We start from the raw sequence: 20,195 nt of genomic DNA, 5'->3' as shown, positions 1-20,195 counted from the left end.
AGCGTCGATCCGCTGTCCGTCCCACGGGCGCAGGCTACAGACGTTGCTGGATCGCGGCGCGCTCGGCCAGCTGGACAGCGCAGGGAGCGCCCAGGCATTCCTGCAGCGCGCTTTCCCAGTCCGGCAGGCGCACATCCCAGTCCTGCTGCAGGCGGGAGCAGTCGAGCCGCGAGTTGAGCGGGCGCTGGGCGGCCGTGGGGTAATCGCGGGAACGGATCGGTTCGATGCGTGCGCTCAGTTTGCCCTGCTGCTGCAGATGGTCGGCGATGCTGCAGGCAAAGCCGTACCAGGAGGTTTCGCCACTGGCGGTCAGGTGGTACAGGCCGCTGAGCTCGCGCTCGCCGTTGCGCCACTTGCGGATCATCGCTCCGGTGGCGCGGGCGATGCTGCGCGCCAAGGTCGGCGCGCCGATCTCGTCGGCCACCACCGAGAGCTGGTCGCGCTCCTGTAGCAGGCGCTGCATGGTCAGCAGGAAGTTGCGACCGTGACGCGAATACACCCAGCTGGTGCGCAGGATCAGGTGTTCGCCGGCTACCGCCTGGATCGCCTGCTCGCCGGCCAGCTTGCTGGCGCCGTAGATACCCAGCGGATGGGGTCGATCCTGTTCGGTGTAGGGTTGCGGCTTGCTGCCGTCGAACACGTAATCGGTGGAATAGTGGATCAAGGGCGCGCCCAGGCGGGCCGCCTCTTCGGCAAGAACGCCCGGTCCCTGGGCATTCACCGCGAATGCCTGCTCGCGCTCCCGCTCGGCCGGGTCGACCGCGGTGTACGCCGCCGCGTTGATGATCAGCTCGGGGCGCAGCAGGCGCACCTGCTGGCGGATCTGCTCGGCATCGGCGAGATTCAGGGCGTGATGCCCGAGGGCGAGCACCTTGCCCTCACCGGCGAGTTCGAGCTGCAGTTCTCGCGAAAGCTGGCCTTGGCTGCCGGTGATCAGGATCTTCATGCAAACAACTCCGCTTCACGCAGGGGCTTGCCGGCCTGGTCCTTGGCGGACAGTTGGGGCGGCTCGTCGATCGGCCATTGAATGCCGAGCTCAGGGTCGTTCCACAACAGGCTGCGCTCGTGCTCCGGCGCGTAGTAGTCGGTGGTCTTGTAGAGGAATTCGGCGCTCTCGCTGAGCACCACGAAACCATGTGCGAAGCCTTCCGGAATCCACAGCTGGCGTTTGTTCTCGGCATTGAGCAGCACGCCGGTCCAGCGGCCGAAGCTCGGCGAGCTCCGGCGCAGGTCGACGGCGACATCGAACACTTCGCCGGCCACCACGCGCACCAGTTTCCCCTGCGGTTGCTGGATCTGGTAATGCAGGCCGCGCAGCACGCCGCGCTGGGACTTGGAGTGGTTGTCCTGAACGAACTGGCGCTTGAGTCCGGTCGCCGCTTCGAAGGCGGCGGCGTTGAAGCTTTCGTAGAAGAAACCGCGTTCGTCGCCGAAGACCTTCGGCTCGATGATCAGTACGTCGGGAATGCTGGTTTCGATGATCTTCATGCGTCTTCACCCGCCAACTTGAACAGGTACTGGCCGTAGCCGGTCTTGCCTAGGGCGTCGGCGCGGCGCAGCAGCTGCTCGCGGTCGATCCACTTCTGCTGGTAGGCGATCTCCTCCAGGCAGGCGACCTTCAGACCCTGGCGGTGCTCGATGGTTTGCACGTACTGCGAGGCTTCCAGCAGGCTGTCGTGGGTGCCGGTGTCGAGCCAGGCGAAGCCGCGGCCGAAGCGTTCGACGTTGAGGTCGCCGCGCTTGAGGTAGGCCATGTTGACGTCGGTGATCTCCAGCTCGCCGCGCGGCGACGGCTTGATCGACTTGGCGATCTCGATCACGTCGTTGTCGTAGAAGTAAAGGCCGGTCACCGCATAGCTGGACTTCGGCTTCTTCGGCTTCTCCTCGATGGACAGCGCCTTGCCGTTCTCGTCGAAGTCGATCACGCCGAAGCGCTCCGGGTCCTTGACCCAGTAGCCGAACACCGTGGCGCCCTTCTCCTGGCGCGCGGCACGCTGCAGCTTCTCGGTGAAATGCTGGCCGTGGAAGATGTTGTCGCCGAGGATCAGGCACACCGAATCGTCGCCGATGAACTCTTCACCGATCAGGAAGGCCTGGGCCAGGCCATCCGGCGAGGGCTGCTCGGCATAGCTGAAACGCACGCCGAACTGGCTGCCGTCACCCAGCAGGTTCTGGTACTGCGGCAGGTCGTGCGGGGTGGAGATGACCAGGATGTCGCGGATCCCGGCGAGCATCAGCACCGAAATCGGGTAATAGACCATCGGCTTGTCGTAGATCGGCAGCAGCTGCTTGGAGACGCCGAGGGTGATGGGGTGCAGACGGGTGCCGGAGCCACCGGCCAGAATGATTCCTTTCATGCGATGTTCTCCAGGGCGCCGAGGCGCTCGCGCTGATAGCTGCCGTCTTGCACGCGACGACACCATTCGAGGTTGTTCAGGTACCACTGCACGGTCTTGCGCAGGCCGCTCTGGAAGGTTTCCTGCGGCACCCAGCCGAGCTCGCGTTCGATCTTGCTGGCGTCGATGGCGTAGCGCAGGTCGTGGCCCGGGCGGTCCTTGACGAAGGTGATCAGGTCTTCATAGCGTGCCACGCCGGCCGGCTTGTTCGGCGCCAGTTCTTCCAGCAGCGCGCAGATGCCACGCACCACGTCGATGTTCTTCTGCTCGTTGTGGCCGCCGATGTTGTAGGTCTCGCCGACCTGGCCTTCGCTGACCACCTTGAGCAGCGCGCGGGCGTGATCCTCGACGAACAGCCAGTCGCGGATCTGCGAGCCGTCGCCATACACTGGCAGCGGTTTGCCATCCAGCGCGTTGAGGATCACCAGCGGGATCAGCTTCTCGGGGAAGTGGAACGGCCCGTAGTTGTTCGAGCAGTTGGTCACCAGCACCGGCAGGCCGTAGGTACGCTGCCAGGCGCGGACCAGGTGGTCGGACGCGGCCTTGCTCGCCGAGTAGGGCGAGCTGGGCGCGTACGGCGTGGTCTCGGTGAACAGGTCGTCGACGCCGTGCAGGTCGCCGTACACCTCGTCGGTGGAAATGTGGTGGAAGCGGAACGCCTGGCGGCGACCGTCGGGCAGGCTCTGCCAATAGGCGCGGGCGGCTTCCAGCAGCTGGTAGGTGCCGACGATGTTGGTCTGGATGAATTCGGCCGGGCCGTCGATGGAGCGGTCGACATGGGATTCGGCGGCCAGGTGCATGATGGCGTCCGGCTGGAAGTCCAGCAGCGCCTCGCTGACCCGCTCACGATCGGCGATGTCGGCCTGGAGGAACTGATAGCGCGGGTTGTCTTCCACGGCAGCCAGCGACTCCAGGTTGCCGGCATAGGTCAGTTTGTCCAGGTTGAGCACGCTGTGCTCGGTATCGAGAATGAGGTGGCGGATCAGTGCGGAGCCGATGAATCCGGCGCCGCCGGTAACGAGAATGCGCATAGTGATGAGGCTTCCTTGGCGCGCTATCGAGCGTCAGGCTCTAAGCATGTGTCGGCTGGATAGACCGGCTGGCGATACAAAAATTCCCCGAGTGGTGCCGGCGGCGGGTCGCCGTTATGGTACTGGGTGTGTGATGGATAATCGCGCAACGCCAGGCTGTGCTCGCTGTCAGAGCCTCCGGCTCGAGGGCTGCAGACTGCCGGAACCGCCCTCATCCGGTACCGAATGGCTGAACAATAAGCGGCGTGCAGAGGAGAGTCGTCTTGTCCCAGAGTCCCGTATCAGGCGGTAGCCGCGATACGCTGGTGGTCAGTACGCCCAGCGAACAGGAGCATGGCATCGCCGGTATCCTCGACCGGCTGGATGCGTTGGTCTATGTCTCCGATATGCAGACGTACGAGCTGCTGTATCTCAACGAGTACGGGCGCAACATCTGGGGCGCCTATCAGGGCAAGACCTGCTGGCAGGTCCTGCAGACTGGTCAGCAGGGTCCGTGTCAGTTCTGCAGCAACGCAAAACTGCTCGACGCCCACGGACAACCCACCGGGGTGCATGTCTGGGAGTTCCAGAACACCGCCAACGGCCACTGGTACCAGTGTCGCGATCAGGCGATACCCTGGACCGACGGGCGCCTGGTGCGGCTGGAAATCGCCACCGACATCACCGAGCGCAAGCGCATCGAGCAGGAAGCGCACCTGGCGATGACGCGCGCCGAGGCGTTGGCGCGGACCGACGAACTGACCGGCCTGAACAACCGCCGGGCGTTCTTCGAACTGGGCGAGCGGGCCTTTGTGCACAACCGTCGGCCGCGGCCGATGGCGGTGGTCATGTTCGATATCGATCACTTCAAGCAGGTCAACGACACCTGCGGGCATGCTGCGGGCGATCAGCTGCTGCGGGCCATCGCCGCGGCGTTACGTCCTCTGGTGCGTCCGGCGGATGTGCTGGGTCGCCTGGGCGGCGAGGAGTTCGCGCTGATCCTCGCCGATACCGAGCGGGACCAGGGGCTGGCGATCGCCGAGCGTCTGCGCCTGGCGATCGCGGCGGTGGCCGTGGCCGATGGCGAGCGCACGGTTCGCTGTACCGCGAGCTTCGGCGTCAGCGCTTGCCGGGACGGTTCCAGCACGCTGGATGCCCTGTTGAGCGAAGCCGACCTGGCGCTGTTCCGCGCCAAGCGCGGCGGACGCAACCGGGTCGTGCAGGGCCGGCCGGGCTAGCGCAGCGACTTGCGCAAGCGCGCCAGCGCGCCGAGGAAGAACACGGCGCCGATTACCGTCAGCGCCAGCAGCTGTGGCCAGATCACCGCGGCGCCGGCGCCGCGGAACAGGATTGCCTGGGCCAGTTCGACGAAGTGGGTGGTCGGCGCGAACAGCATCACCTGCTGTACCAGCGCCGGCATGCTCTCGCGCGGGGTCACGCCACCCGAGAGGATCTGCAGCGGGATCAGGGTGAGGATCACCAAGAGGGCCAATTGCGGCATGGAGCGCGCCACGGTGCCGAGGAAGATGCCCATCGAGGTGGCCGCGAACAGATGCAGCGCGGTGCCGCCGGCGAACAGCAGCAACGAACCCTCGATCGGGATGTCGAGCCAGCTCTCCACCACGAAGCGCAGGGCGAAGGCCGCTGCGGCCAGCACCACCAGCCCCATCGCCCAGACCTTGCCGACCATGATCTCGAACGGCGTCACCGGCATCACCAGCAGGTGCTCGATGGTGCCGTGTTCGCGCTCGCGGATCAGCGCCGCGCCGGTGAGGATGATCGCCAGCATGGTGATCTGGTTGATCACCTCGTTCACCGCGCCGAACCAGGCGCGGCTGAGGTTGGGGTTGAACGCCGTGCGCACCACCGCGTCGATCGGCAGGGCGTCGCCGCCGCGGTAGCGCCTGACGAACTCGCTGGTCTCGCTGGCGATGATCTGCTGGATGTGCCCGGCGCCGGTGAACGCCTGGCTGACCTGGGTGGCGTCGACGTTGAGCTGGATGGTCGGCTGGCGGCCGGCCAGCAGGTCTTCCTGAAAACCCGGTGGAATGTTCAGAGTGAAGGTATACAGGCCGGCGTCCATGCCGCTGTCCATCTCCTGATGGCTGATGGCCTTGGGCTGGATGAAGTAGGGCAGCTGAAAGGCGTTGATGATGCGCAGCGAGGCCTGCGAGCGGTCCTCGTCGACCACGGCGATGCTGGCGCGGTGCGGCGCTTCCGGCACGGCAGTGGCGCCTTCGTAGATGGCTACAGTGAACGAATAGATGATCAGCACCAGCATCGCTGTGTCGCGGTAGAGGCTGCGCAACTCCTTGAGGCCGAGCTGGAGGATGTTGCTGAGCTTGCGGCGGGTGGCACCCATGTCATTTCTCCTGCTTGCGCAGGCCCGCGACGCTGAGCAGGGTCAGCAGCGGAATGGCCAGCAGCATGGGGATGAAATACGGGTACAGCTCGGCCAACCCCAGCGCCTTGGAGAACACCCCGCGGCTGATGATGAGGAAGTGGCTGGTCGGGTAGAGCTTGCCGACGAACGCGCCGACGCCCTCCATCGCCGAAACCGGGTGGATCAGTCCGGAGAACTGGATGGCCGGCAGCAGCGTGACGATGGTGGTGCCGAAGATCGCCGCGATCTGGCTGTTGAGGATCGACGACATCAACAGGCCCAGGCCGGTGGCGCAGGCGACGTAGAGCAGCGCGCCGAGGCACAGGGTGAGGATGCTGCCCTTGATCGGAATGTCGAAGACGAACACCGCCAGCAGCGCCAGGGTGACGAAGTTGAACATGCCCAGGGCGATATAGGGCAGCTGCTTGCCGAGCAGGAACTCCAGGCGGGTGGTCGGCGTGACGTAGAAGTTGGTGATCGAGCCCAGTTCCTTCTCGCGCACCACGCCGAGGGCGGTAAGCATCGCCGGAATCATCATCAGCAGCAGCGGGATCATTGCCGGCACCATCGCCGGCAGGCTCTGCACGTCCGGGTTGTAGCGGTAGCGGATGGCGACGTCGGCTGGCGTGAGCAGGCCGTCGACGCCGGCATCGCGGGCCAGCTGTTGCAAGTAGGTGAGGTGGATACCCTGCACGTAGCCCTTGATGGTGTCGGCGCGCATCGGCATGGCGCCGTCGATCCAGAACGCCACCTGCGGCACCGCCCCGCGCTTGAGGTCACGACCGAAGTTTGGGGGAATCTCCACCGCCAGGCTGATGTCGCCGCTGCGTAGGCGCGTATCGAGCTCGTCGTAGCTGGCCAGCGGTGCTTTTTCGATGAAATAGCGCGAGCCGGCGATGTTCAGCAGGTAGCTCTGGCTGGTGGTGGTCTGGTCGCGGTCGAGCACCGCGTAGGTCAGGTTCTCGACGTCGAAGCTGACCCCGTAACCCATGATGAACATCAGGATCACCGTGCCGAGCATGGCCAAAGTGGCGCGGATCGGGTCACGGCGCAGCTCCATCGATTCGCGACGGGTGTAGCTGAGCAGCCGGCGCAGGCTGAAGCGGCTCTGCTGTGCGTTGCCGCGGGTAGCCGGCGCCGGGGGCGTGCGCGTCTGCGCCAGGCCGTCCGGCGTGGCCGGCTCGGCTTCGGCGGCGGCGTCTTCGAGGTAGGCGATGAAGGTTTCTTCCAGCGTCGGCAGCCCGCGCTTGGCCATCAGCGCCTGCGGGGTGTCGCTGTCGAGCACGCGGCCGGCGTGCATCAGCGAGATGCGGTCGCAGCGCAGCGCCTCGTTCATGAAGTGGGTGGAGATGAAGATGGTCACGCCGTCTTCGCGCGACAGCTGCACCAGCAGCTCCCAGAAGCCGTCGCGGGCCACCGGATCGACGCCCGAAGTCGGTTCGTCGAGGATCAGCATTTCCGGGTTATGGATCACCGCCACGGCCAGCGACAAACGCTGGCGCACGCCCAGCGGCAGGCTGCCGGGCAGGCTGTCGGCCTCGCTGGTCAGACCGAAGCGCTCGAGCATCTGCTGGATGCGCTCGGCGCGCCGCTCGGCCGGGATGTGGAACAGCCGCGCATGCAGCTCGAGGTTCTGCCGCACGCTCAGCTCGCTGTACAGCGAGAACGCCTGCGACATGTAGCCGACCCGCTGGCGGGTCGCCATGTCGTGCGGGTCTACCGTCTTGCCGAACAGCAGCGCCTGGCCTTCGCTGGCCGGCAACAGGCCGGTGAGCATCTTCATGGTGGTGGTCTTGCCGCAGCCGTTGGAGCCGAGGAAGCCGAAGATCTCGCCGCGTTCGATGCGGAAATTCACCCGGTCCACCGCGACGAAGTCGCCGAAGCGCATGGTCAGGCCGTGGGCCTCGATGGCGATGGCGTCGTTGTGCTGGCGCGGCGGGATCACCAGCTCGCGGTGCTGGCGGCGCTTCTCTTCCGGCAGCAGACCGATGAAGGCCTCCTCCAGACTGTCGCTGCCGGTGCGTGCCAGCAGCTCGCTCGGGCTGCCGGTGGCGAGCAGGCGGCCCGCGTCCATCGCCACCAGGTGATCGAAGCGCTGCGCCTCGTCCATGTAGGCGGTGGCTACCAGCACGCTCATTTGCGGGCGCTCGGCGCGGATGCGCGCGATCAGTTCCCAGAACTGGTTGCGCGACAGCGGATCGACGCCGGTGGTCGGTTCGTCGAGGATCAGCAGGTCGGGATCATGGATCAGTGCGCAGCACAGCCCGAGCTTCTGCTTCATGCCGCCCGAGAGCTTGCCGGCCGGGCGGTCGAGGAACGGCCGCAGGCCGGTGCTGCGGGTCAGTTCGTCGATGCGCCAGCGACGTTCGTCGGCCGCCTGGCCGAACAGCCGGCCGAAGAACTCGAGGTTCTCCGCAATCGTCAGCGTCGGGTAGAGATTGCGCCCCAGGCCCTGTGGCATGTAGGCGATGCGCGGGCAGACGTCGCGACGGTGGCGCCGCTCGGCCATGTCGCCGTCGAGCACCTGCACGCGGCCGGTCTGGATCTGCCGGGCGCCGGCGATCAGCGCCAGCAGGCTGGACTTGCCGACGCCATCCGGGCCGATCAACCCGACCATGCAGCCGGCCGGGATGTCCAGGCTGATGGCATCCAGCGCCTGGGTGGTGCCGTAGCGCAGGCCGACGTCCTGCAGGCGCGCGACGATCGGGTCGCTCATGGGCTGACGTTGATCTGCAGGTGCGCCGGCCATTCGGCGGCATCATCCAGCTTGAGATAAGCCATGCCGGGCAGGCCGGTCTTGACCTGCTCCATGTGTTTCTTCAGCAGCGCGGGATCGATGCGCGCCTTGACGCGGAACATCAGCTTCTCGCGCTCGCTCTCGGTTTCCACCGTCTTCGGGGTGAACTGGGCGACGCTGGCGACATAGCTGACCTTGGCCGGAATCACGTACTGCGGCGCGGCATCGATTACCAGGCGCACCTCGCTGCCCATCGCCACCCGCCCGGCCTGGCGCTCGGGCAGGAAGAAGGTCATGTAGACGTCGGCCAGGTCGACCAGATTGAGCAGCTTGCCGCCGGCGCCGAGCACCTCGCCAGGCTGGGCCACGCGGTACTGCACGCGCGCCACGCGATCGGTCTTCAGCTCACTGTCGGCGATATCGGCCTGCAGCCGGGTGACGCTGGCCTGCGCGGCCTCCAGCGCCGATTGCGCCTCGATCACCTGGGATTTCGCCGCAGCGATGCCGGCTTCGGCGGTCAGCACCTGCGCGCGCGAGGCGGCGAGCGCCGCCTGGGCGCTCTGCATGGCAGCCAGATCGTCGTCCAGCTGCTGGCGCGCCATGGCGTTGCGCGCCACCAGGGTTTCGGTGCGCTTGTGGCGCTTCTGCGCGGCGGTCAGCTCGGCCTGGCGCTGGTGCACCACGGCCTCGGCGGTGGCCTTCTCGCTCTCGCGCATGGCCACCAGCGCCTGCGCGGTGAGGATGGCATTCTCGGCCTGGCGCACCTGCGCCCGCGCCTGGTTGAGCTGCGCCTCGAGCACTTCGGTGTCCATCCGTGCGATCACCTGGCCGGGCTGGACGAAGTCACCTTCGTCGACGGCAATCTCGCGGATGCGCCCGCCGAGCTTGGTCGCCACGTCGATCTCGGTGGCCTCGATGCGCCCGTTGCCGCTGGCGAACGCCTCGCCCAGACCGTTGGTGCGCAGTTCCGACCAGGCGATCAGGCCGACAGCCGCGAGTGCCGCCAGCACCAGCAGGGTTCTGGTCAGCGTTTTCTTGAGGGGCGGTTTCATGCGGGGTCCTTGCTCGAGTGCGACGTCGCCATGCTAGGCGAAGACGGCTTGCGGGAAATTCATCCAGATCAACAAGGTGCCATCTGGCACCTGCCAAGCGCTCTAGCCTAGGGCTTGGCGCCTGACTGCGCCAGCACCCAGGCGAGCAGCTGACGACTCAGTTCGTCGCTGGCCTGGCCGAAGGCTTCGACTACCGCGTCCAGCTGCGGATCCTGGCTCGGCTGACGGATCTCGAAGCGGCGGCTGGCGATGCTGCGCTGGCTGTCGCTGTCGATCAGGCTGGCATCGAAACGGATCAGCACCTGCGGCGAACCGTCGAGGTAGACGCTCTGGAACGCGCGCAGATCGCCGATCAGCTCGAGATCGGCGTGCACGCCGCCGTCATCGCTGCTGACCGAGGCCAGCTGGCCGCTGGCCTGGAAGGCTTCGATCAGTCGGTCACGCAACAGCGTCGGCGCCGCATCGCTCCAGCGCGCGCCCTGGTAGGCGCTGATCTGGTGGCCCTGCGGCACCACGGCGATGCGCGGGCTGGCGAGGATCCGGCTGGCCTGCGGTGTGCGCACCCGCAGCGTCAGCTCGCGTTCCGGCTGCGTGGCCGGAGGCTGCGTGGTGATGGCGCTGGGCAGCAGGAACACGCGCAGCGGTTCGCTGTCCGGCAGGATCGAGCAGGCGGACAGCAGCATCGCCATGGCAGCCAGGGCGATGCGGCAGAGCGATGCACGCTTCATGGGGTGAACTCCTCGATCTTCTCGCGGCCGAGCAGGAAGCCGCTCGGGTTGTCTTCCAGGCGCTGGCTCACCCGGCGCAGCGCACCGAGCGTGCCACGCAGCTCGTTGAGCGCCGGGCCCAGCTCGCCGAGCCCCTGCAGGCCGTTGTCGAGCGCGCCCTGGTTGTGCGCCAGCAGGCTGTCGAGGCGGCTGGTGGCGCGTTCCAGCGCGGCCATCGACTGTTGTGCGCTGTCGAGCAGCGCGCGGCCCTGATCGTCGAGCAGGCCGTTGGTGTTGCGCGTCAGGCGGGTGACTTCTTCCAGCACGGTGTTGGTCTGTCGACCGAGCTGGCTGAGCTGGGTCAGTGCCGCTCCGAGGTCGGCGCGCTGCTCGGAGAGCACACTGGTGGCCTGCTCGAGATGCTGCAGGGTCTGGCCAATGCGCCGGCTGTTCTCCGCGGAAAACAGCTGGTTGGCGTTACGCAGCAGGTTGTTGATGTTGGACATCAGGTCCTCACCGTTCTCCAGCAGCGCCGAGAGCGGCGACGGGTCGGCGATGATCACCGGCAGTTCGCCGCGCTTGGCCTGCAACGGCGGACTGCCGGGCGAGCCGCTGTGCAACTGGATGACCATGCTGCCGGTGATGTTGGCCAGCGCCAGACGGGCGCGGGTGTCCTGCTTGATCGGCGTGCCGGCGTAAACGCGGATGCGTGCGCGGACCTTGCGCGGGTCTTCCGGCTCCAGCCACAGCTGTTCGACATCGCCGACCTTGATGCCGCTGTACTCCACCGAGCTGCCAGACGACAGGCCGCTGACCGCGCGGCTGAAACTCACCTCGTAGCGGTCGTACTCGCGGTCGATGCTGGCCTTGCCCAGCCACAGGGCGAAGAGCAGTGCGCCACCCACCGCAAGCACGGTGAACAGACCGATCAGCACATGATGGGCACGGGTTTCCATCAGGAACTCTCCTGCACGAGGGCGGCTTGTTGTGCCGCGCGGCCACGCGGGCCGTGAAAGTAGTCGCGAATCCAGGCGTCGTCGGTGGCCTCGACCACCTCCAGTCGATCGGCCACCAGCACGCGCTTGCGCGCCAGCACCGCGACGCGGTCGCAGATGGTGTAGAGCGTGTCGAGATCATGGGTGACCAGGAACACACTCAGGCCCAGCGCATCGCGCAGGGTCAGAATCAGCTGATCGAAGGCCGCGGCGCCGATGGGGTCGAGGCCGGCGGTGGGTTCGTCGAGAAACAGCACTTCCGGGTCCAACGCCAGCGCGCGGGCCAGTGCGGCGCGCTTGACCATGCCGCCGGAGAGCTCGTCGGGGTACTTGCACGTGGCGTCGGCGGGCAGGCCGGCCAGCGCCAGCTTGAGTCGCGCCAGATGCTCGGCATCGGCGCGCGCCAGCCCGGCATGCTCGATCAGGGGCAGCGCGACGTTCTCCTGCAGGTTCAGCGAGGTGAACAGTGCGCCGCGTTGGAACAGCACGCCGAAGCGTCGTTCCACCTGCGAGCGGCGCTCGGCCGGCAGCGCCAGCAGGTCCTCGCCGAACACCCGCACGCTGCCGGCGTTCGGCCGGCGCAGGCCGACGATGCTGCGCAGCAGCACCGACTTGCCGGTACCCGAGCCGCCGACCACGCCGAGGATCTCGCCTCGGCGGATATCCAGGTCGAGATTGTCGTGCACGGTCTGGCGGCCGAAGCGGTTCACCAGTCCGCGCACCTGGATCAGCGCTTCGCCGTTCACCAGCCCATCTCCATGAAGAACAGCGCGGCGATGGCGTCGATCAGGATCACCATGAAGATCGACTGCACCACACTGGAGGTGGTGTGTTCGCCCACCGACTGCGCGCTGCCGCTGACCTTGAAGCCTTCCAGGCAGCCGATCACCGCGATCAGAAAGGCAAACACCGGCGCCTTGCCGATGCCGACGAGAAAATGACTGACGTCGATGTCGCGCTGCAGGATGGTCATGAACAGCGTCGGCGAGATATCCAGCGCCAGCACGCAGACCACGCCGCCGCCGAGGATGCCGCTGAGCATGCCGATGAAGGTCAGGATCGGCAGGGTGATCAGCATCGCCAGTACCCGCGGCAGCACCAGCAGCTCCACCGGGCTGAGGCCGAGGGTGCGGATCGCGTCGATCTCCTCGTTGGCCTTCATCGAGCCGATCTGTGCGGCGAAGGCGCTGGCGCTGCGCCCGGCCAGCAGGATTGCCGCCAGCAGCACGCCGAACTCGCGCAGGAAGGCGAAGCCGACCAGGGTGACCGTGTAGATGCTGGCGCCGAAATCGGCCAGCACCGTGGCGCCGAGAAAGGCCACCACGGCGCCGACCAGGAAGGTCAGCAGGGCAACGATGGGGATGGCGTTCAGTCCGGTCTGCTCGATGTGCGCCACCAGTGCGGTCAGACGCCAGCGCCGGGGGCGCGCCAGGTTCGTCAGCAGCGTTTGCAGCGTCAGGCCGATGAATCCGAGCAGCTCGCGCTGTTGCTGCCAGAGGTTCTGCATGGTGCGGCCGATATGTGCCAGCAGGTCGCCGAACTCATAGCCTGCTCGGGGCTGCGCGACGTCGGGGCGGGCCAGCGCCGTCGCCACCGTGCGCAGCAGCGCCAGGCGTTCGGGCGGCAGCTGCGGTGCCCATTGGGCGACCTCGGCAATGCGCTGCGCGCCGAGCAGCTCGACCAGCAGGCCGACTCCGGCGGTGTCCAGCGCACCCAGCTGCTCGAGTTCCACCGTGCTGTCGGCCCCGAGCTGCGGCCGCATGCGCGCCACCGCGTCGCGCAGGGTCGCGTAGTGCGCCAGCGTCCAGTCGCCGGCAATGCGCAGGCACGCACGCCCGGCCGCGGTGTGCAGCTGCAGCGTGCCGGGGAGCGAGGGGGGCGATTGCATCGATGGCTTGTCCGTTCAGCCTGAGCGCGGCATGCGCGTATCAGTCAGCATGCTAGCAGTTGCGCTGGCGGCCGGGCGGCTCAGAACGTGCTGGTCACAACGCCGTCGGCCAGCACCTTGGCGTCGATCACCTTGCCGCTGCGCACGTTGCGTACGCGGATCACCTCGCCCGGCTGGCCGTCGCCCAGCGCTTCGCCGGCAGTGGAGGCTTCGATGCCCTCGTGGCTGGCGACGATCTTCACCGGCTGGCCGCGCTTGACCGCCAGCGGCAGGGCAAGCAGTGCGGGAGTCAGCGTCTGGCCGGCGCGGATACGCCGTTTGGCTGCCTTGCCGACGACCTCGTCGAGACGGTTGAAGTAGCCGCGCGGCGTCTTGCCGATGTTGATCCGCTGCAGCCGGAGGTCATCGCGGGTGATCAGCTGGCCGCGTTCGATGATTCCCAGCGCGTGCACCGCCGGCAGGAACACGTTGGCCTGGCTGGTGACACTGACGGACCAGCCGTCGCCGGCCGGGCAGCGGATCTCCAGGCGCTGGCGCTCCAGCAGCGACACGGCCTCGCCACTGGCGCGCAGCTGCAGCGGCAGGCTGCAGGCCGGCAGTTGTGCCGTATTGCCCGGCAGGCTGCTGGCGTGGTTGAACGTCATGCCCTGCCAGCCACGCCGGGCGGCTTCGCGCTGCAGGCCCTCGCGCAGGAACTGCTCGATCGCCTGCTCGATCTGCCGCGGCGCGTTCGCCGGCGCCGCGCCGTCGTCTGGCTGCGCCTGCGCGGCAGAGTGGACCAGGCAGAGGGCGAGCAGGGCGGAAGCGACCTTTCCGCCTGGCCGGCGCCCGCCGCGCCCATGCGGAAGCGAGCGGGTGGTCCGGGCGTCGCGCCCTTCTGAAATTCCTGTATAAAACAATGACTTAATTACCGTATTGGGGGCGGCACGATTCCTGCAATCCATGCCCGACCAGAGGCGCGGACGGTTGTCCGCCCACTCATGCTTCAAGGGTATCGGCGAATGAGTATACGGTTTGAAGAGGTGACCGGCGTCCACGAACGCGCCCTCGAGCTGCGCATGCAGCGCAGCGAGATCCTGGCGGCCAACCTCGCCAACGAGGACACCCCCGGCTTCCAGGCGCGCGACATCGATTTCCGCAAGGAGATGCAGCGCCTGCAGGACAGCGAAACACCGCGCCAGAGCATTGCCGGTAGCGATCCGCGCCTGCAGTACCGCGTGCCGACGCAGGCCTCGCAGGACGGCAACACCGTCGAGCTGTCGGTCGAGCAGGCGCAATTCTCGCGCAATTCCATGGATTTCCAGACCAGCCTGACCTTCCTGACCATGAAATTCCGTGGCCTGAAGCAGGCCATCGAGGGCCGCTGATGTCATTCGATTCCATCTACCGCATCGCCGGCTCGGCGATGAACGCCCAGACCGTGCGGCTGAACACCGTGGCCAGCAACCTGGCCAACACCGATTCGGCCGCCAGCAGCGCTGCGGATACCTACCAGGCGCGCAAACCGATGTTCGCCGCGGTGTACGAGAACAACTCGCTGACCCGCGGCGTCGGCCTCGGCGGCGCTCACGTGCAGGTGCTCGACGTGGTCACCTCCGGCGCCGAGCCCAAGCGTCGCTACGAGCCGGGCAACCCGCTGGCCGACAACGAAGGCTACGTCTACTACCCCGACATCAACGAGATCGAGGAGATGACCGACATGATGTCGGCCACGCGCAGCTTCGAGACCGGTGTCGAGGTGCTCAACCGCGTCAAGAGCATGCAGCAGAGCCTGCTGCGTCTAGGAGAAGTCTGATGAGTAGCGTCAACTCCGCGCTGGACGCCAGCCTGGCCGGCAACTCCATCGAGCAGGTCAAGCGCGCCGTCAACATCAGCGACGCCACCACCATGGAGAACAACTTCATCAGCCTGATGGTCGCGCAGATCAAGTATCAGGACCCGACCAAGCCGGTCGACAGCACCGAGTTTCTCAACCAGTTCTCGGCGATGTCCCAGGTCAAGAGCATGGAGAACATGGCCAGCCTGGCGCAGAACAACCTGGTGCTGATGGACAACCTGCAGACCCTCACCGCCTCCGGGCTGGTCGGCCAGCAGGTCAGCGTCGCGGTCGAAACGCTGGAGCTGGATGGCACGGTCGTCAGCGGCCAGTTCAGCCTGGAGCACGCCTCCAATCGCACCTCGCTGGTGCTGACCGATTCCAACGGCGTGCAGACCGCCGTCGAGCTGGGCGCCCGCTCGGCCGGCGCGGTGCCGTTCCAGATCGATCCGGCCAGCCTCGGCCTGCCCGCGGGGCGCTACAGCGTGGCGATCGAGTCGGACAACGGCGAGTACCCGCAGGCGGAGGTCGCCGGACGGGTCGACAACGTGCGCGTCAGTGCCGAAGGGCCGGTGCTGCAGGTCCAGGGCGTCGGTTCGGTGCCGTTCTACAACATCCTCGAGTTCGGTCAGGGCGCCGCCAGCGCCTGATGGCGCCGCGTGCCGCCCGAACCTCCCTTCAGCAGAGACGAGACGCAACCATGAGTTTCAACATCGCCCTGACCGGCCTCTCCGCCGTCAACGAACAGCTCAACACCATCGGCAACAACATCGCCAACTCCGGCACCGTCGGCTTCAAGTCCTCGCGCACCGACTTCGGCAGCCTCTACGCCGAAACCCAGGCGATGGGCGTGGAAGTGATCGGTACCACCCAGAGCATCAGCCAGGGCGGCGCGCTGACCACCACCAACCGCACCCTCGACCTGGCCATTTCCGGCGGTGGCTTCTTCGTCACCCGCGCCAGCAACGGCGACGTCGCCTACACCCGCGCCGGCATCTTCGGTACCGACAAGGACAGCTACATCACCAACAGCCTCGGCCAGCGCCTGCAGGGCTATCCGGCCGACGCCACCGGCAACCTGCAGACCGGTACCGTCAGCGACCTGCAGCTGCGCTCCGGCGGCCTGCCGGCACGCGCCACCGACGCGCTGAGCTTCGTCGCCAACCTCGACGCCAACGGCGAGGTGCCGGCGGTGGCCTTCGACCCGCTGGTGGCCGACAGCTACAACTCCACCTACACCACCAAGCTGTTCGACTCGCAGGGCAAGGAACACACCCTGACCCAGTACTTCGTCAAGACCGCCGACAACAACTGGGATGCCCACTACTACATCGACGGCGCCTCGCTGGGCGCCGCGCAGCCGCTGAGCTTCGACAGCGCCGGCGTGCTCGCCGCGCCGATCGGCACCGTTACCCTGAATGCCGCGCTGACCGGCGGCGTCGCCCCGCTGGCGATCGACCTCGACTACACCGGCAGCAGCCAGTACGGCTCGGAATTCAGCGTCACCAGCAACCGCGCCACCGGCTATGCGGCGGGCGAGCAGACCGGCATGGCGGTGGAGAAGGACGGCCGTGTCTACGCCAGCTACTCCAACGGCGAGCGTCTGCTGCAGGGCCAGGTGGTGCTGGCCAGCTTCGTCAACGCCGAGGGGCTGAAGAACATCTCCGGCACCGCCTGGAACGAAACCGCCGCCTCCGGCGCGGCGATGCTCGGCGCACCGGGTGTCGGCCAGTACGGCACGCTGGCCTCCGGCGCGCTGGAAAGCTCCAACGTCGATCTGACCCAGCAGCTGGTGGGCCTGATGGAAGGCCAGCGCAACTACCAGGCCAACACCCAGGTCATTTCCACCAACAAGGAACTGACCCAGGTTCTGTTCAACGCACTCTGAGGCTGACCCATGGACCGTCTGGGATACACCGCGATGACCGCCGCCAGCCGCACGATGCTGTCGCTGCAGGTGCGCTCGAACAACCTGGCCAACGTCAACACGCCCGGCTTTCGCGCCGATCTGGAGCGTGCCCAGGCGGTGGCCGTCGAGGGCTATGGCTACGACAGCCGGCACATGGCGGTGGTCGAGAACAACGGCGTCAGCCTGGCCGCCGGGCCGCTGATGGCCACCGGCCGCGAGCTGGATTTCGCCGTCAAGGGCAGCGGCCTGATCGTCCTGCAGGACGGCGAGGGCGAGGCCTACACCCGTCAGGGCAGCCTGCAGATCGATGCCGAAGGTCGCCTGACCCTCAACGGCCGTGCGGTGCTCGGCGAGGGTGGTGCCATCGTGCTGCCCGAGCATGACCGCATGGAGATCGGCAACGACGGCACCGTGTCGATCATGGCGCCCGGCGACTGGGTGATGGCCGAGGTCGACCGCATCCGCCTGGTCGACGTGCCGCCGGCCAACCTGACCAAGAACGCCGCCGGCCTGCTGGTGACCCGCGACGGCCAGCCCGCCGCGCCCAGCGAAGACGTGCGCCTGGTCAGCGGCTTTCTCGAGGCGAGCAACGTCTCGGCGATCGACGAGCTGGCCTCGACCATGAGCCTGAACCGCCTGTTCGAAACCCAGGTAAAGATGATGAAAGCCGCCGAGGACCTCTCCGACGCCGGCAACCGAATGATCCGCGGCAGCTGATCGGGAGATAACGCATGAATTCCGCCCTTTGGGTCAGCAAGACCGGCCTGGCCGCCCAGGACATGGCCATGACGACCGTGGCCAACAACCTGGCCAACGTCAACACCAACGGCTTCAAGAGCGACCGCGCGGTCTTCGAGGACCTGTTCTACAGCATCGAGAAGCAGCCCGGCGCGCAGGCCGACGAGATCAACACCGTGCCGTCGGGCATCCAGCTGGGCAGCGGCGTGCGCGTCGCCGGCACGCAGAAGGTGTTCACCGAAGGCAGCATCCAGACCACCGGCCAGCCGATGGACCTGGCGATCGTCGGCCGCGGCTTCTTCCAGGTCGAGGCGCCCAACGGCGACATCCTCTACACCGAGAATGGCCAGTTCCAGCTCAACGCCGAGGGCATGATGGTCAACGCCCAGGGCCTGCCGCTGAACCCGGCGATCGAAGTGCCGCAGGGCAGCACCGGCTTCAGCGTCGGCGCCGACGGCATCGTCACCGCGGTGCTGCCGGGCGACACCCTGCCGTCGGAGCTGGGGCAGATCACTCTGGTCAACTTCACCAACCCGGGCGGTCTGGAAGCGCTGGGCGGCAACCTCTACCGCGAAACCGTCGCCAGCGGCGAGCCGGTGGAAGGCGTGCCGGGCGAGGAAGGCCTCGGCCAACTCAAGCAGGGCGTGCTGGAAGGCTCCAACGTGCAGGTGGTCGAGGCGATGGTGGCGATGATTGCCATCCAGCGCGCCTACGAGGCCAACGCCAAGGTGCTCGACGCCGCCTCCGGCATGCAGCAGTTCCTCAACCAGACCGTCTGAGTCCGATGATGCGTACGCCGATCCTGCTCGCCCTGCTGCTGTTGCTCAGCGGCTGCGCCAGCTTCAACGAGTTGCTGCCGGACGAGGACTCCAGCGAGTACGAGCCGCTGGAGCTGGATTACAGCCTGCCGCCGACCACCAGCGGCGGCCTGTTCCGCTCCGGCTACGGCGGCTCGCTGATCAGCGACCGGCGCGCGGTGCGGGTCGGCGACATCCTCACCGTGGTGCTGGACGAGTCGACCCAGTCGAGCAAGAGCGCCGGTACCAGCTTCGGCAAGGAGTCGAGCGTCGGCATCGGCATCCCCACCGTGCTCGGCAAGCGCTACCCGGACGTCGAAAGCTCGGCGAGCGGCGAGCGTGAATTCAACGGCTCGGCCAAGAGTTCGCAGCAGAACACCCTGCGTGGCTCGATCGCCGTCACCGTACACCGCGTGCTGCCCAACGGCACCTTGCTGGTCAAGGGCGAGAAGAACCTCAAGCTCAACCAGGGCGACGAGTACATCCGCCTGACCGGCCTGGTGCGCATGGACGACATCAACCGCTTCAACCAGGTGTCGTCGCAGAACGTCGCCAACGCGCGGATCTCCTACGCCGGGCGCGGCGTGCTCAACGACAGCAACTCGGCCGGCTGGCTGACGCGCTTCTTCTCCAGCCCGCTGTTCCCCCTCTAAGTGGAAAGATTCCCGATGCGAGTGAAGCTGTTTCTTGCCGTCGTCGCGCTGTGCTGGCAACTGCCGGCGCAGGCGGTGCCGCTGATGGATCTGGTGGATATCGAAGGCATCCGCGGCAACCAGCTGATCGGCTACGGCCTGGTGGTCGGCCTGGACGGTACCGGTGACAAGAACCAGGTGAAGTTCACCAGCCAGTCGGTAGCCAACATGATCAAGCAGTTCGGCGTGAACCTGCCGCCGAACGTCGACCCGAAGCTGAAGAATGTCGCCGCGGTGACCGTCACCGCCATGCTGCCGCCGTCCTACAGTCCGGGGCAGAGCATCGACGTCACGGTGTCGTCATTGGGCGACGCCAAGAGCCTGCGCGGCGGTCAGCTGCTGATGACCCCGCTGCAGGGCGTCGACGGCGAGGTCTACGCCGTCGCCCAGGGCGCGCTGGTGGTCGGCGGGGTGAATGCCGAGGGCGCGAGCGGCTCGAAGGTGGCGATCAACACCTCCAACAGCGGGCTGATCCCCAATGGCGCCACGGTGGAGCGGATGATCCCTACCGATTTCACCGAGCGCGCGCAGGTGCTGCTCAACCTCCGCCAGCCGAGCTTCCAGACCGTCAGCCGCGTGGTCGACGCGGTCGACGCGCTGTTCGGCAAGGGCACCGCCACCGCGCTGAATGCCACCAAGGTGGCGCTGCGCGCGCCGGTATCGAGCAACCAGCGCATGAGTTTCATGGCCATGCTCGAACGCCTCGAGGTCGAAGAAGGCCGCGTGCGGCCGAAGGTAGTGTTCAACAGCCGTACCGGCACCGTGGTGGTCGGCGAGGGCGTGCGCGTCAAGGCCGCCGCGGTGGCCCACGGCACGCTGACGGTGACCATCAGCGAGCGCCCGCAGGTCAGCCAGCCGGGGCCGTTTTCCCAGGGCGAGACGGCGGTGGTGCCGCAGTCGGACGTCGCCGTCGAGCAGGACCGCAAGGCCATGTTCAAGTGGCCCGAAGGTGCCAGTCTGGAAAGCATCATCAGCACCATCAACAGCCTGGGCGCCACGCCGGACGACGTGATGAGCATCCTGCAATCACTGGAGCGCGCCGGTGCGCTGAACGCCGAACTGATCGTGATCTGAA

The 20,195-nt window shown here is 67.0% G+C and carries 21 protein-coding genes; 9 read left to right on the top strand and 12 right to left on the bottom strand.

From position 1 onward, the window contains the following. Positions 1 to 34 precede the first annotated feature (34 nt). The 4 genes from rfbD to rfbB are packed head-to-tail and all read right to left on the bottom strand — an operon-like array spanning position 35 to position 3,427. Entirely contained in the window at positions 35 to 946 is a 912-nt protein-coding gene (gene rfbD / locus N8H22_RS03335) for a dTDP-4-dehydrorhamnose reductase (RefSeq protein WP_264589189.1), read from the bottom strand. Further along, on the bottom strand, positions 943 to 1,488 hold the full coding sequence (rfbC, locus tag N8H22_RS03330; protein ID WP_264589188.1) for a dTDP-4-dehydrorhamnose 3,5-epimerase: 546 nt from the start codon (positions 1,486 to 1,488) through the stop codon (positions 943 to 945). Before rfbC ends, rfbD begins: the two co-directional genes overlap by 4 nt. After that, positions 1,485 to 2,357 carry a glucose-1-phosphate thymidylyltransferase RfbA gene (rfbA, locus tag N8H22_RS03325; RefSeq protein ID WP_264589187.1) on the bottom strand — a complete coding sequence of 291 codons (873 nt, stop codon included), beginning with the start codon at positions 2,355 to 2,357 and terminating at the stop codon, positions 1,485 to 1,487. Before rfbA ends, rfbC begins: the two co-directional genes overlap by 4 nt. Then, positions 2,354 to 3,427, bottom strand: a complete 1,074-nt coding sequence (gene rfbB, locus N8H22_RS03320) for a dTDP-glucose 4,6-dehydratase (protein WP_264589186.1) — start codon at positions 3,425 to 3,427, stop codon at positions 2,354 to 2,356. Before rfbB ends, rfbA begins: the two co-directional genes overlap by 4 nt. A 263-nt stretch (positions 3,428 to 3,690) precedes the next feature. Between rfbB and N8H22_RS03315 the strand changes: the two genes are divergently transcribed. Further along, the gene (locus N8H22_RS03315; RefSeq protein WP_264589185.1) at positions 3,691 to 4,644 is read left to right on the top strand and encodes a GGDEF domain-containing protein; all 954 of its coding nucleotides are present in this window, start codon (positions 3,691 to 3,693) and stop codon (positions 4,642 to 4,644) included. Here the strand turns inward: N8H22_RS03315 and N8H22_RS03310 are convergent. The 8 genes from N8H22_RS03310 to flgA all read right to left on the bottom strand — a co-directional run bounded on the left by N8H22_RS03310 (position 4,641) and on the right by flgA (position 14,067). Continuing rightward, positions 4,641 to 5,768: an ABC transporter permease gene (locus N8H22_RS03310; protein WP_264589184.1), complete on the bottom strand. Its 1,128-nt coding sequence runs from the start codon at positions 5,766 to 5,768 to the stop codon at positions 4,641 to 4,643. The two genes, N8H22_RS03315 and N8H22_RS03310, sit on opposite strands and share 4 nt — an antisense overlap. Before the next feature lies 1 nt (position 5,769). Beyond that, on the bottom strand, positions 5,770 to 8,505 hold the full coding sequence (rbbA, locus tag N8H22_RS03305) for a ribosome-associated ATPase/putative transporter RbbA (RefSeq protein ID WP_264589183.1): 2,736 nt from the start codon (positions 8,503 to 8,505) through the stop codon (positions 5,770 to 5,772). Continuing rightward, on the bottom strand, positions 8,502 to 9,578 hold the full coding sequence (locus N8H22_RS03300; protein ID WP_264589182.1) for an HlyD family efflux transporter periplasmic adaptor subunit: 1,077 nt from the start codon (positions 9,576 to 9,578) through the stop codon (positions 8,502 to 8,504). The genes rbbA and N8H22_RS03300 overlap by 4 nt, the downstream gene beginning before the upstream one ends. A 107-nt stretch (positions 9,579 to 9,685) precedes the next feature. Next, positions 9,686 to 10,306: an ABC-type transport auxiliary lipoprotein family protein gene (locus tag N8H22_RS03295; RefSeq protein ID WP_264589181.1), complete on the bottom strand. Its 621-nt coding sequence runs from the start codon at positions 10,304 to 10,306 to the stop codon at positions 9,686 to 9,688. Continuing rightward, on the bottom strand, positions 10,303 to 11,241 hold the full coding sequence (locus N8H22_RS03290; RefSeq protein ID WP_264589180.1) for an MlaD family protein: 939 nt from the start codon (positions 11,239 to 11,241) through the stop codon (positions 10,303 to 10,305). The genes N8H22_RS03295 and N8H22_RS03290 overlap by 4 nt, the downstream gene beginning before the upstream one ends. After that, positions 11,241 to 12,029 carry an ATP-binding cassette domain-containing protein gene (locus N8H22_RS03285; RefSeq protein WP_264589338.1) on the bottom strand — a complete coding sequence of 263 codons (789 nt, stop codon included), beginning with the start codon at positions 12,027 to 12,029 and terminating at the stop codon, positions 11,241 to 11,243. Before N8H22_RS03285 ends, N8H22_RS03290 begins: the two co-directional genes overlap by 1 nt. Next, positions 12,023 to 13,168, bottom strand: coding sequence for an ABC transporter permease (locus N8H22_RS03280; RefSeq protein WP_264589179.1), 1,146 nt, complete (start codon positions 13,166 to 13,168; stop codon positions 12,023 to 12,025). Before N8H22_RS03280 ends, N8H22_RS03285 begins: the two co-directional genes overlap by 7 nt. 80 nt (positions 13,169 to 13,248) lie before the next feature. After that, positions 13,249 to 14,067 (bottom strand): flagellar basal body P-ring formation chaperone FlgA, encoded by an 819-nt coding sequence (gene flgA, locus N8H22_RS03275; RefSeq protein WP_264589178.1) that lies wholly within the window; start codon positions 14,065 to 14,067, stop codon positions 13,249 to 13,251. 102 nt (positions 14,068 to 14,169) lie between these two features. Here flgA and flgB point away from each other — a divergent pair, with 102 nt between their 5' ends. Genes flgB through N8H22_RS03235 form a run of 8 tightly spaced genes read left to right on the top strand, consistent with a single transcriptional unit; the run spans position 14,170 to position 20,194 of the window. Continuing rightward, positions 14,170 to 14,535, top strand: coding sequence for a flagellar basal body rod protein FlgB (gene flgB / locus N8H22_RS03270; RefSeq protein ID WP_264589177.1), 366 nt, complete (start codon positions 14,170 to 14,172; stop codon positions 14,533 to 14,535). Beyond that, complete coding sequence (gene flgC / locus N8H22_RS03265; protein ID WP_008567527.1) at positions 14,535 to 14,963, top strand: flagellar basal body rod protein FlgC; 429 nt, start codon at positions 14,535 to 14,537, stop codon at positions 14,961 to 14,963. Before flgB ends, flgC begins: the two co-directional genes overlap by 1 nt. After that, entirely contained in the window at positions 14,963 to 15,634 is a 672-nt protein-coding gene (locus tag N8H22_RS03260; RefSeq protein WP_264589176.1) for a flagellar hook capping FlgD N-terminal domain-containing protein, read from the top strand. Before flgC ends, N8H22_RS03260 begins: the two co-directional genes overlap by 1 nt. 50 nt (positions 15,635 to 15,684) lie before the next feature. After that, a complete protein-coding gene (flgE, locus tag N8H22_RS03255) occupies positions 15,685 to 16,872 on the top strand; it encodes a flagellar hook protein FlgE (protein WP_008567529.1) in 1,188 nt (395 codons plus the stop codon). Positions 16,873 to 16,881: 9 nt separating this feature from the next. Further along, positions 16,882 to 17,610 (top strand): flagellar basal body rod protein FlgF, encoded by a 729-nt coding sequence (locus tag N8H22_RS03250; RefSeq protein WP_155551306.1) that lies wholly within the window; start codon positions 16,882 to 16,884, stop codon positions 17,608 to 17,610. 14 nt (positions 17,611 to 17,624) lie between these two features. Further along, positions 17,625 to 18,410, top strand: a complete 786-nt coding sequence (flgG, locus tag N8H22_RS03245) for a flagellar basal-body rod protein FlgG (RefSeq protein ID WP_043298670.1) — start codon at positions 17,625 to 17,627, stop codon at positions 18,408 to 18,410. An 8-nt stretch (positions 18,411 to 18,418) separates the two neighbouring features. Further along, a complete protein-coding gene (gene flgH / locus N8H22_RS03240) occupies positions 18,419 to 19,081 on the top strand; it encodes a flagellar basal body L-ring protein FlgH (RefSeq protein WP_177313789.1) in 663 nt (220 codons plus the stop codon). A gap of 15 nt (positions 19,082 to 19,096) precedes the next feature. After that, positions 19,097 to 20,194 (top strand): flagellar basal body P-ring protein FlgI, encoded by a 1,098-nt coding sequence (locus N8H22_RS03235; RefSeq protein ID WP_008567534.1) that lies wholly within the window; start codon positions 19,097 to 19,099, stop codon positions 20,192 to 20,194. Position 20,195: the final 1 nt, after the last annotated feature.

The organism is Stutzerimonas sp. S1 (assembly GCF_025966695.1).
Classification (GTDB): domain Bacteria; phylum Pseudomonadota; class Gammaproteobacteria; order Pseudomonadales; family Pseudomonadaceae; genus Stutzerimonas.
Note: the sequence above shows the minus strand (reverse complement) of the source record. Positions and strands in the feature narration are given on the sequence as shown.

Coding starts and splice junctions, on each gene's coding strand:
- rfbD (WP_264589189.1), bottom strand. CDS start 946: ATGAAGATCCTGATCACCGGCAGCCAAGGCCAGCTTTCGCGAGAACTG.
- rfbC (WP_264589188.1), bottom strand. CDS start 1,488: ATGAAGATCATCGAAACCAGCATTCCCGACGTACTGATCATCGAGCCG.
- rfbA (WP_264589187.1), bottom strand. CDS start 2,357: ATGAAAGGAATCATTCTGGCCGGTGGCTCCGGCACCCGTCTGCACCCC.
- rfbB (WP_264589186.1), bottom strand. CDS start 3,427: ATGCGCATTCTCGTTACCGGCGGCGCCGGATTCATCGGCTCCGCACTG.
- N8H22_RS03310 (WP_264589184.1), bottom strand. CDS start 5,768: ATGGGTGCCACCCGCCGCAAGCTCAGCAACATCCTCCAGCTCGGCCTC.
- rbbA (WP_264589183.1), bottom strand. CDS start 8,505: ATGAGCGACCCGATCGTCGCGCGCCTGCAGGACGTCGGCCTGCGCTAC.
- N8H22_RS03300 (WP_264589182.1), bottom strand. CDS start 9,578: ATGAAACCGCCCCTCAAGAAAACGCTGACCAGAACCCTGCTGGTGCTG.
- N8H22_RS03295 (WP_264589181.1), bottom strand. CDS start 10,306: ATGAAGCGTGCATCGCTCTGCCGCATCGCCCTGGCTGCCATGGCGATG.
- N8H22_RS03290 (WP_264589180.1), bottom strand. CDS start 11,241: ATGGAAACCCGTGCCCATCATGTGCTGATCGGTCTGTTCACCGTGCTT.
- N8H22_RS03280 (WP_264589179.1), bottom strand. CDS start 13,168: ATGCAATCGCCCCCCTCGCTCCCCGGCACGCTGCAGCTGCACACCGCG.
- flgB (WP_264589177.1), top strand. CDS start 14,170: ATGAGTATACGGTTTGAAGAGGTGACCGGCGTCCACGAACGCGCCCTC.
- flgC (WP_008567527.1), top strand. CDS start 14,535: ATGTCATTCGATTCCATCTACCGCATCGCCGGCTCGGCGATGAACGCC.
- N8H22_RS03260 (WP_264589176.1), top strand. CDS start 14,963: ATGAGTAGCGTCAACTCCGCGCTGGACGCCAGCCTGGCCGGCAACTCC.
- flgE (WP_008567529.1), top strand. CDS start 15,685: ATGAGTTTCAACATCGCCCTGACCGGCCTCTCCGCCGTCAACGAACAG.
- N8H22_RS03250 (WP_155551306.1), top strand. CDS start 16,882: ATGGACCGTCTGGGATACACCGCGATGACCGCCGCCAGCCGCACGATG.
- flgG (WP_043298670.1), top strand. CDS start 17,625: ATGAATTCCGCCCTTTGGGTCAGCAAGACCGGCCTGGCCGCCCAGGAC.
- flgH (WP_177313789.1), top strand. CDS start 18,419: ATGCGTACGCCGATCCTGCTCGCCCTGCTGCTGTTGCTCAGCGGCTGC.
- N8H22_RS03235 (WP_008567534.1), top strand. CDS start 19,097: ATGCGAGTGAAGCTGTTTCTTGCCGTCGTCGCGCTGTGCTGGCAACTG.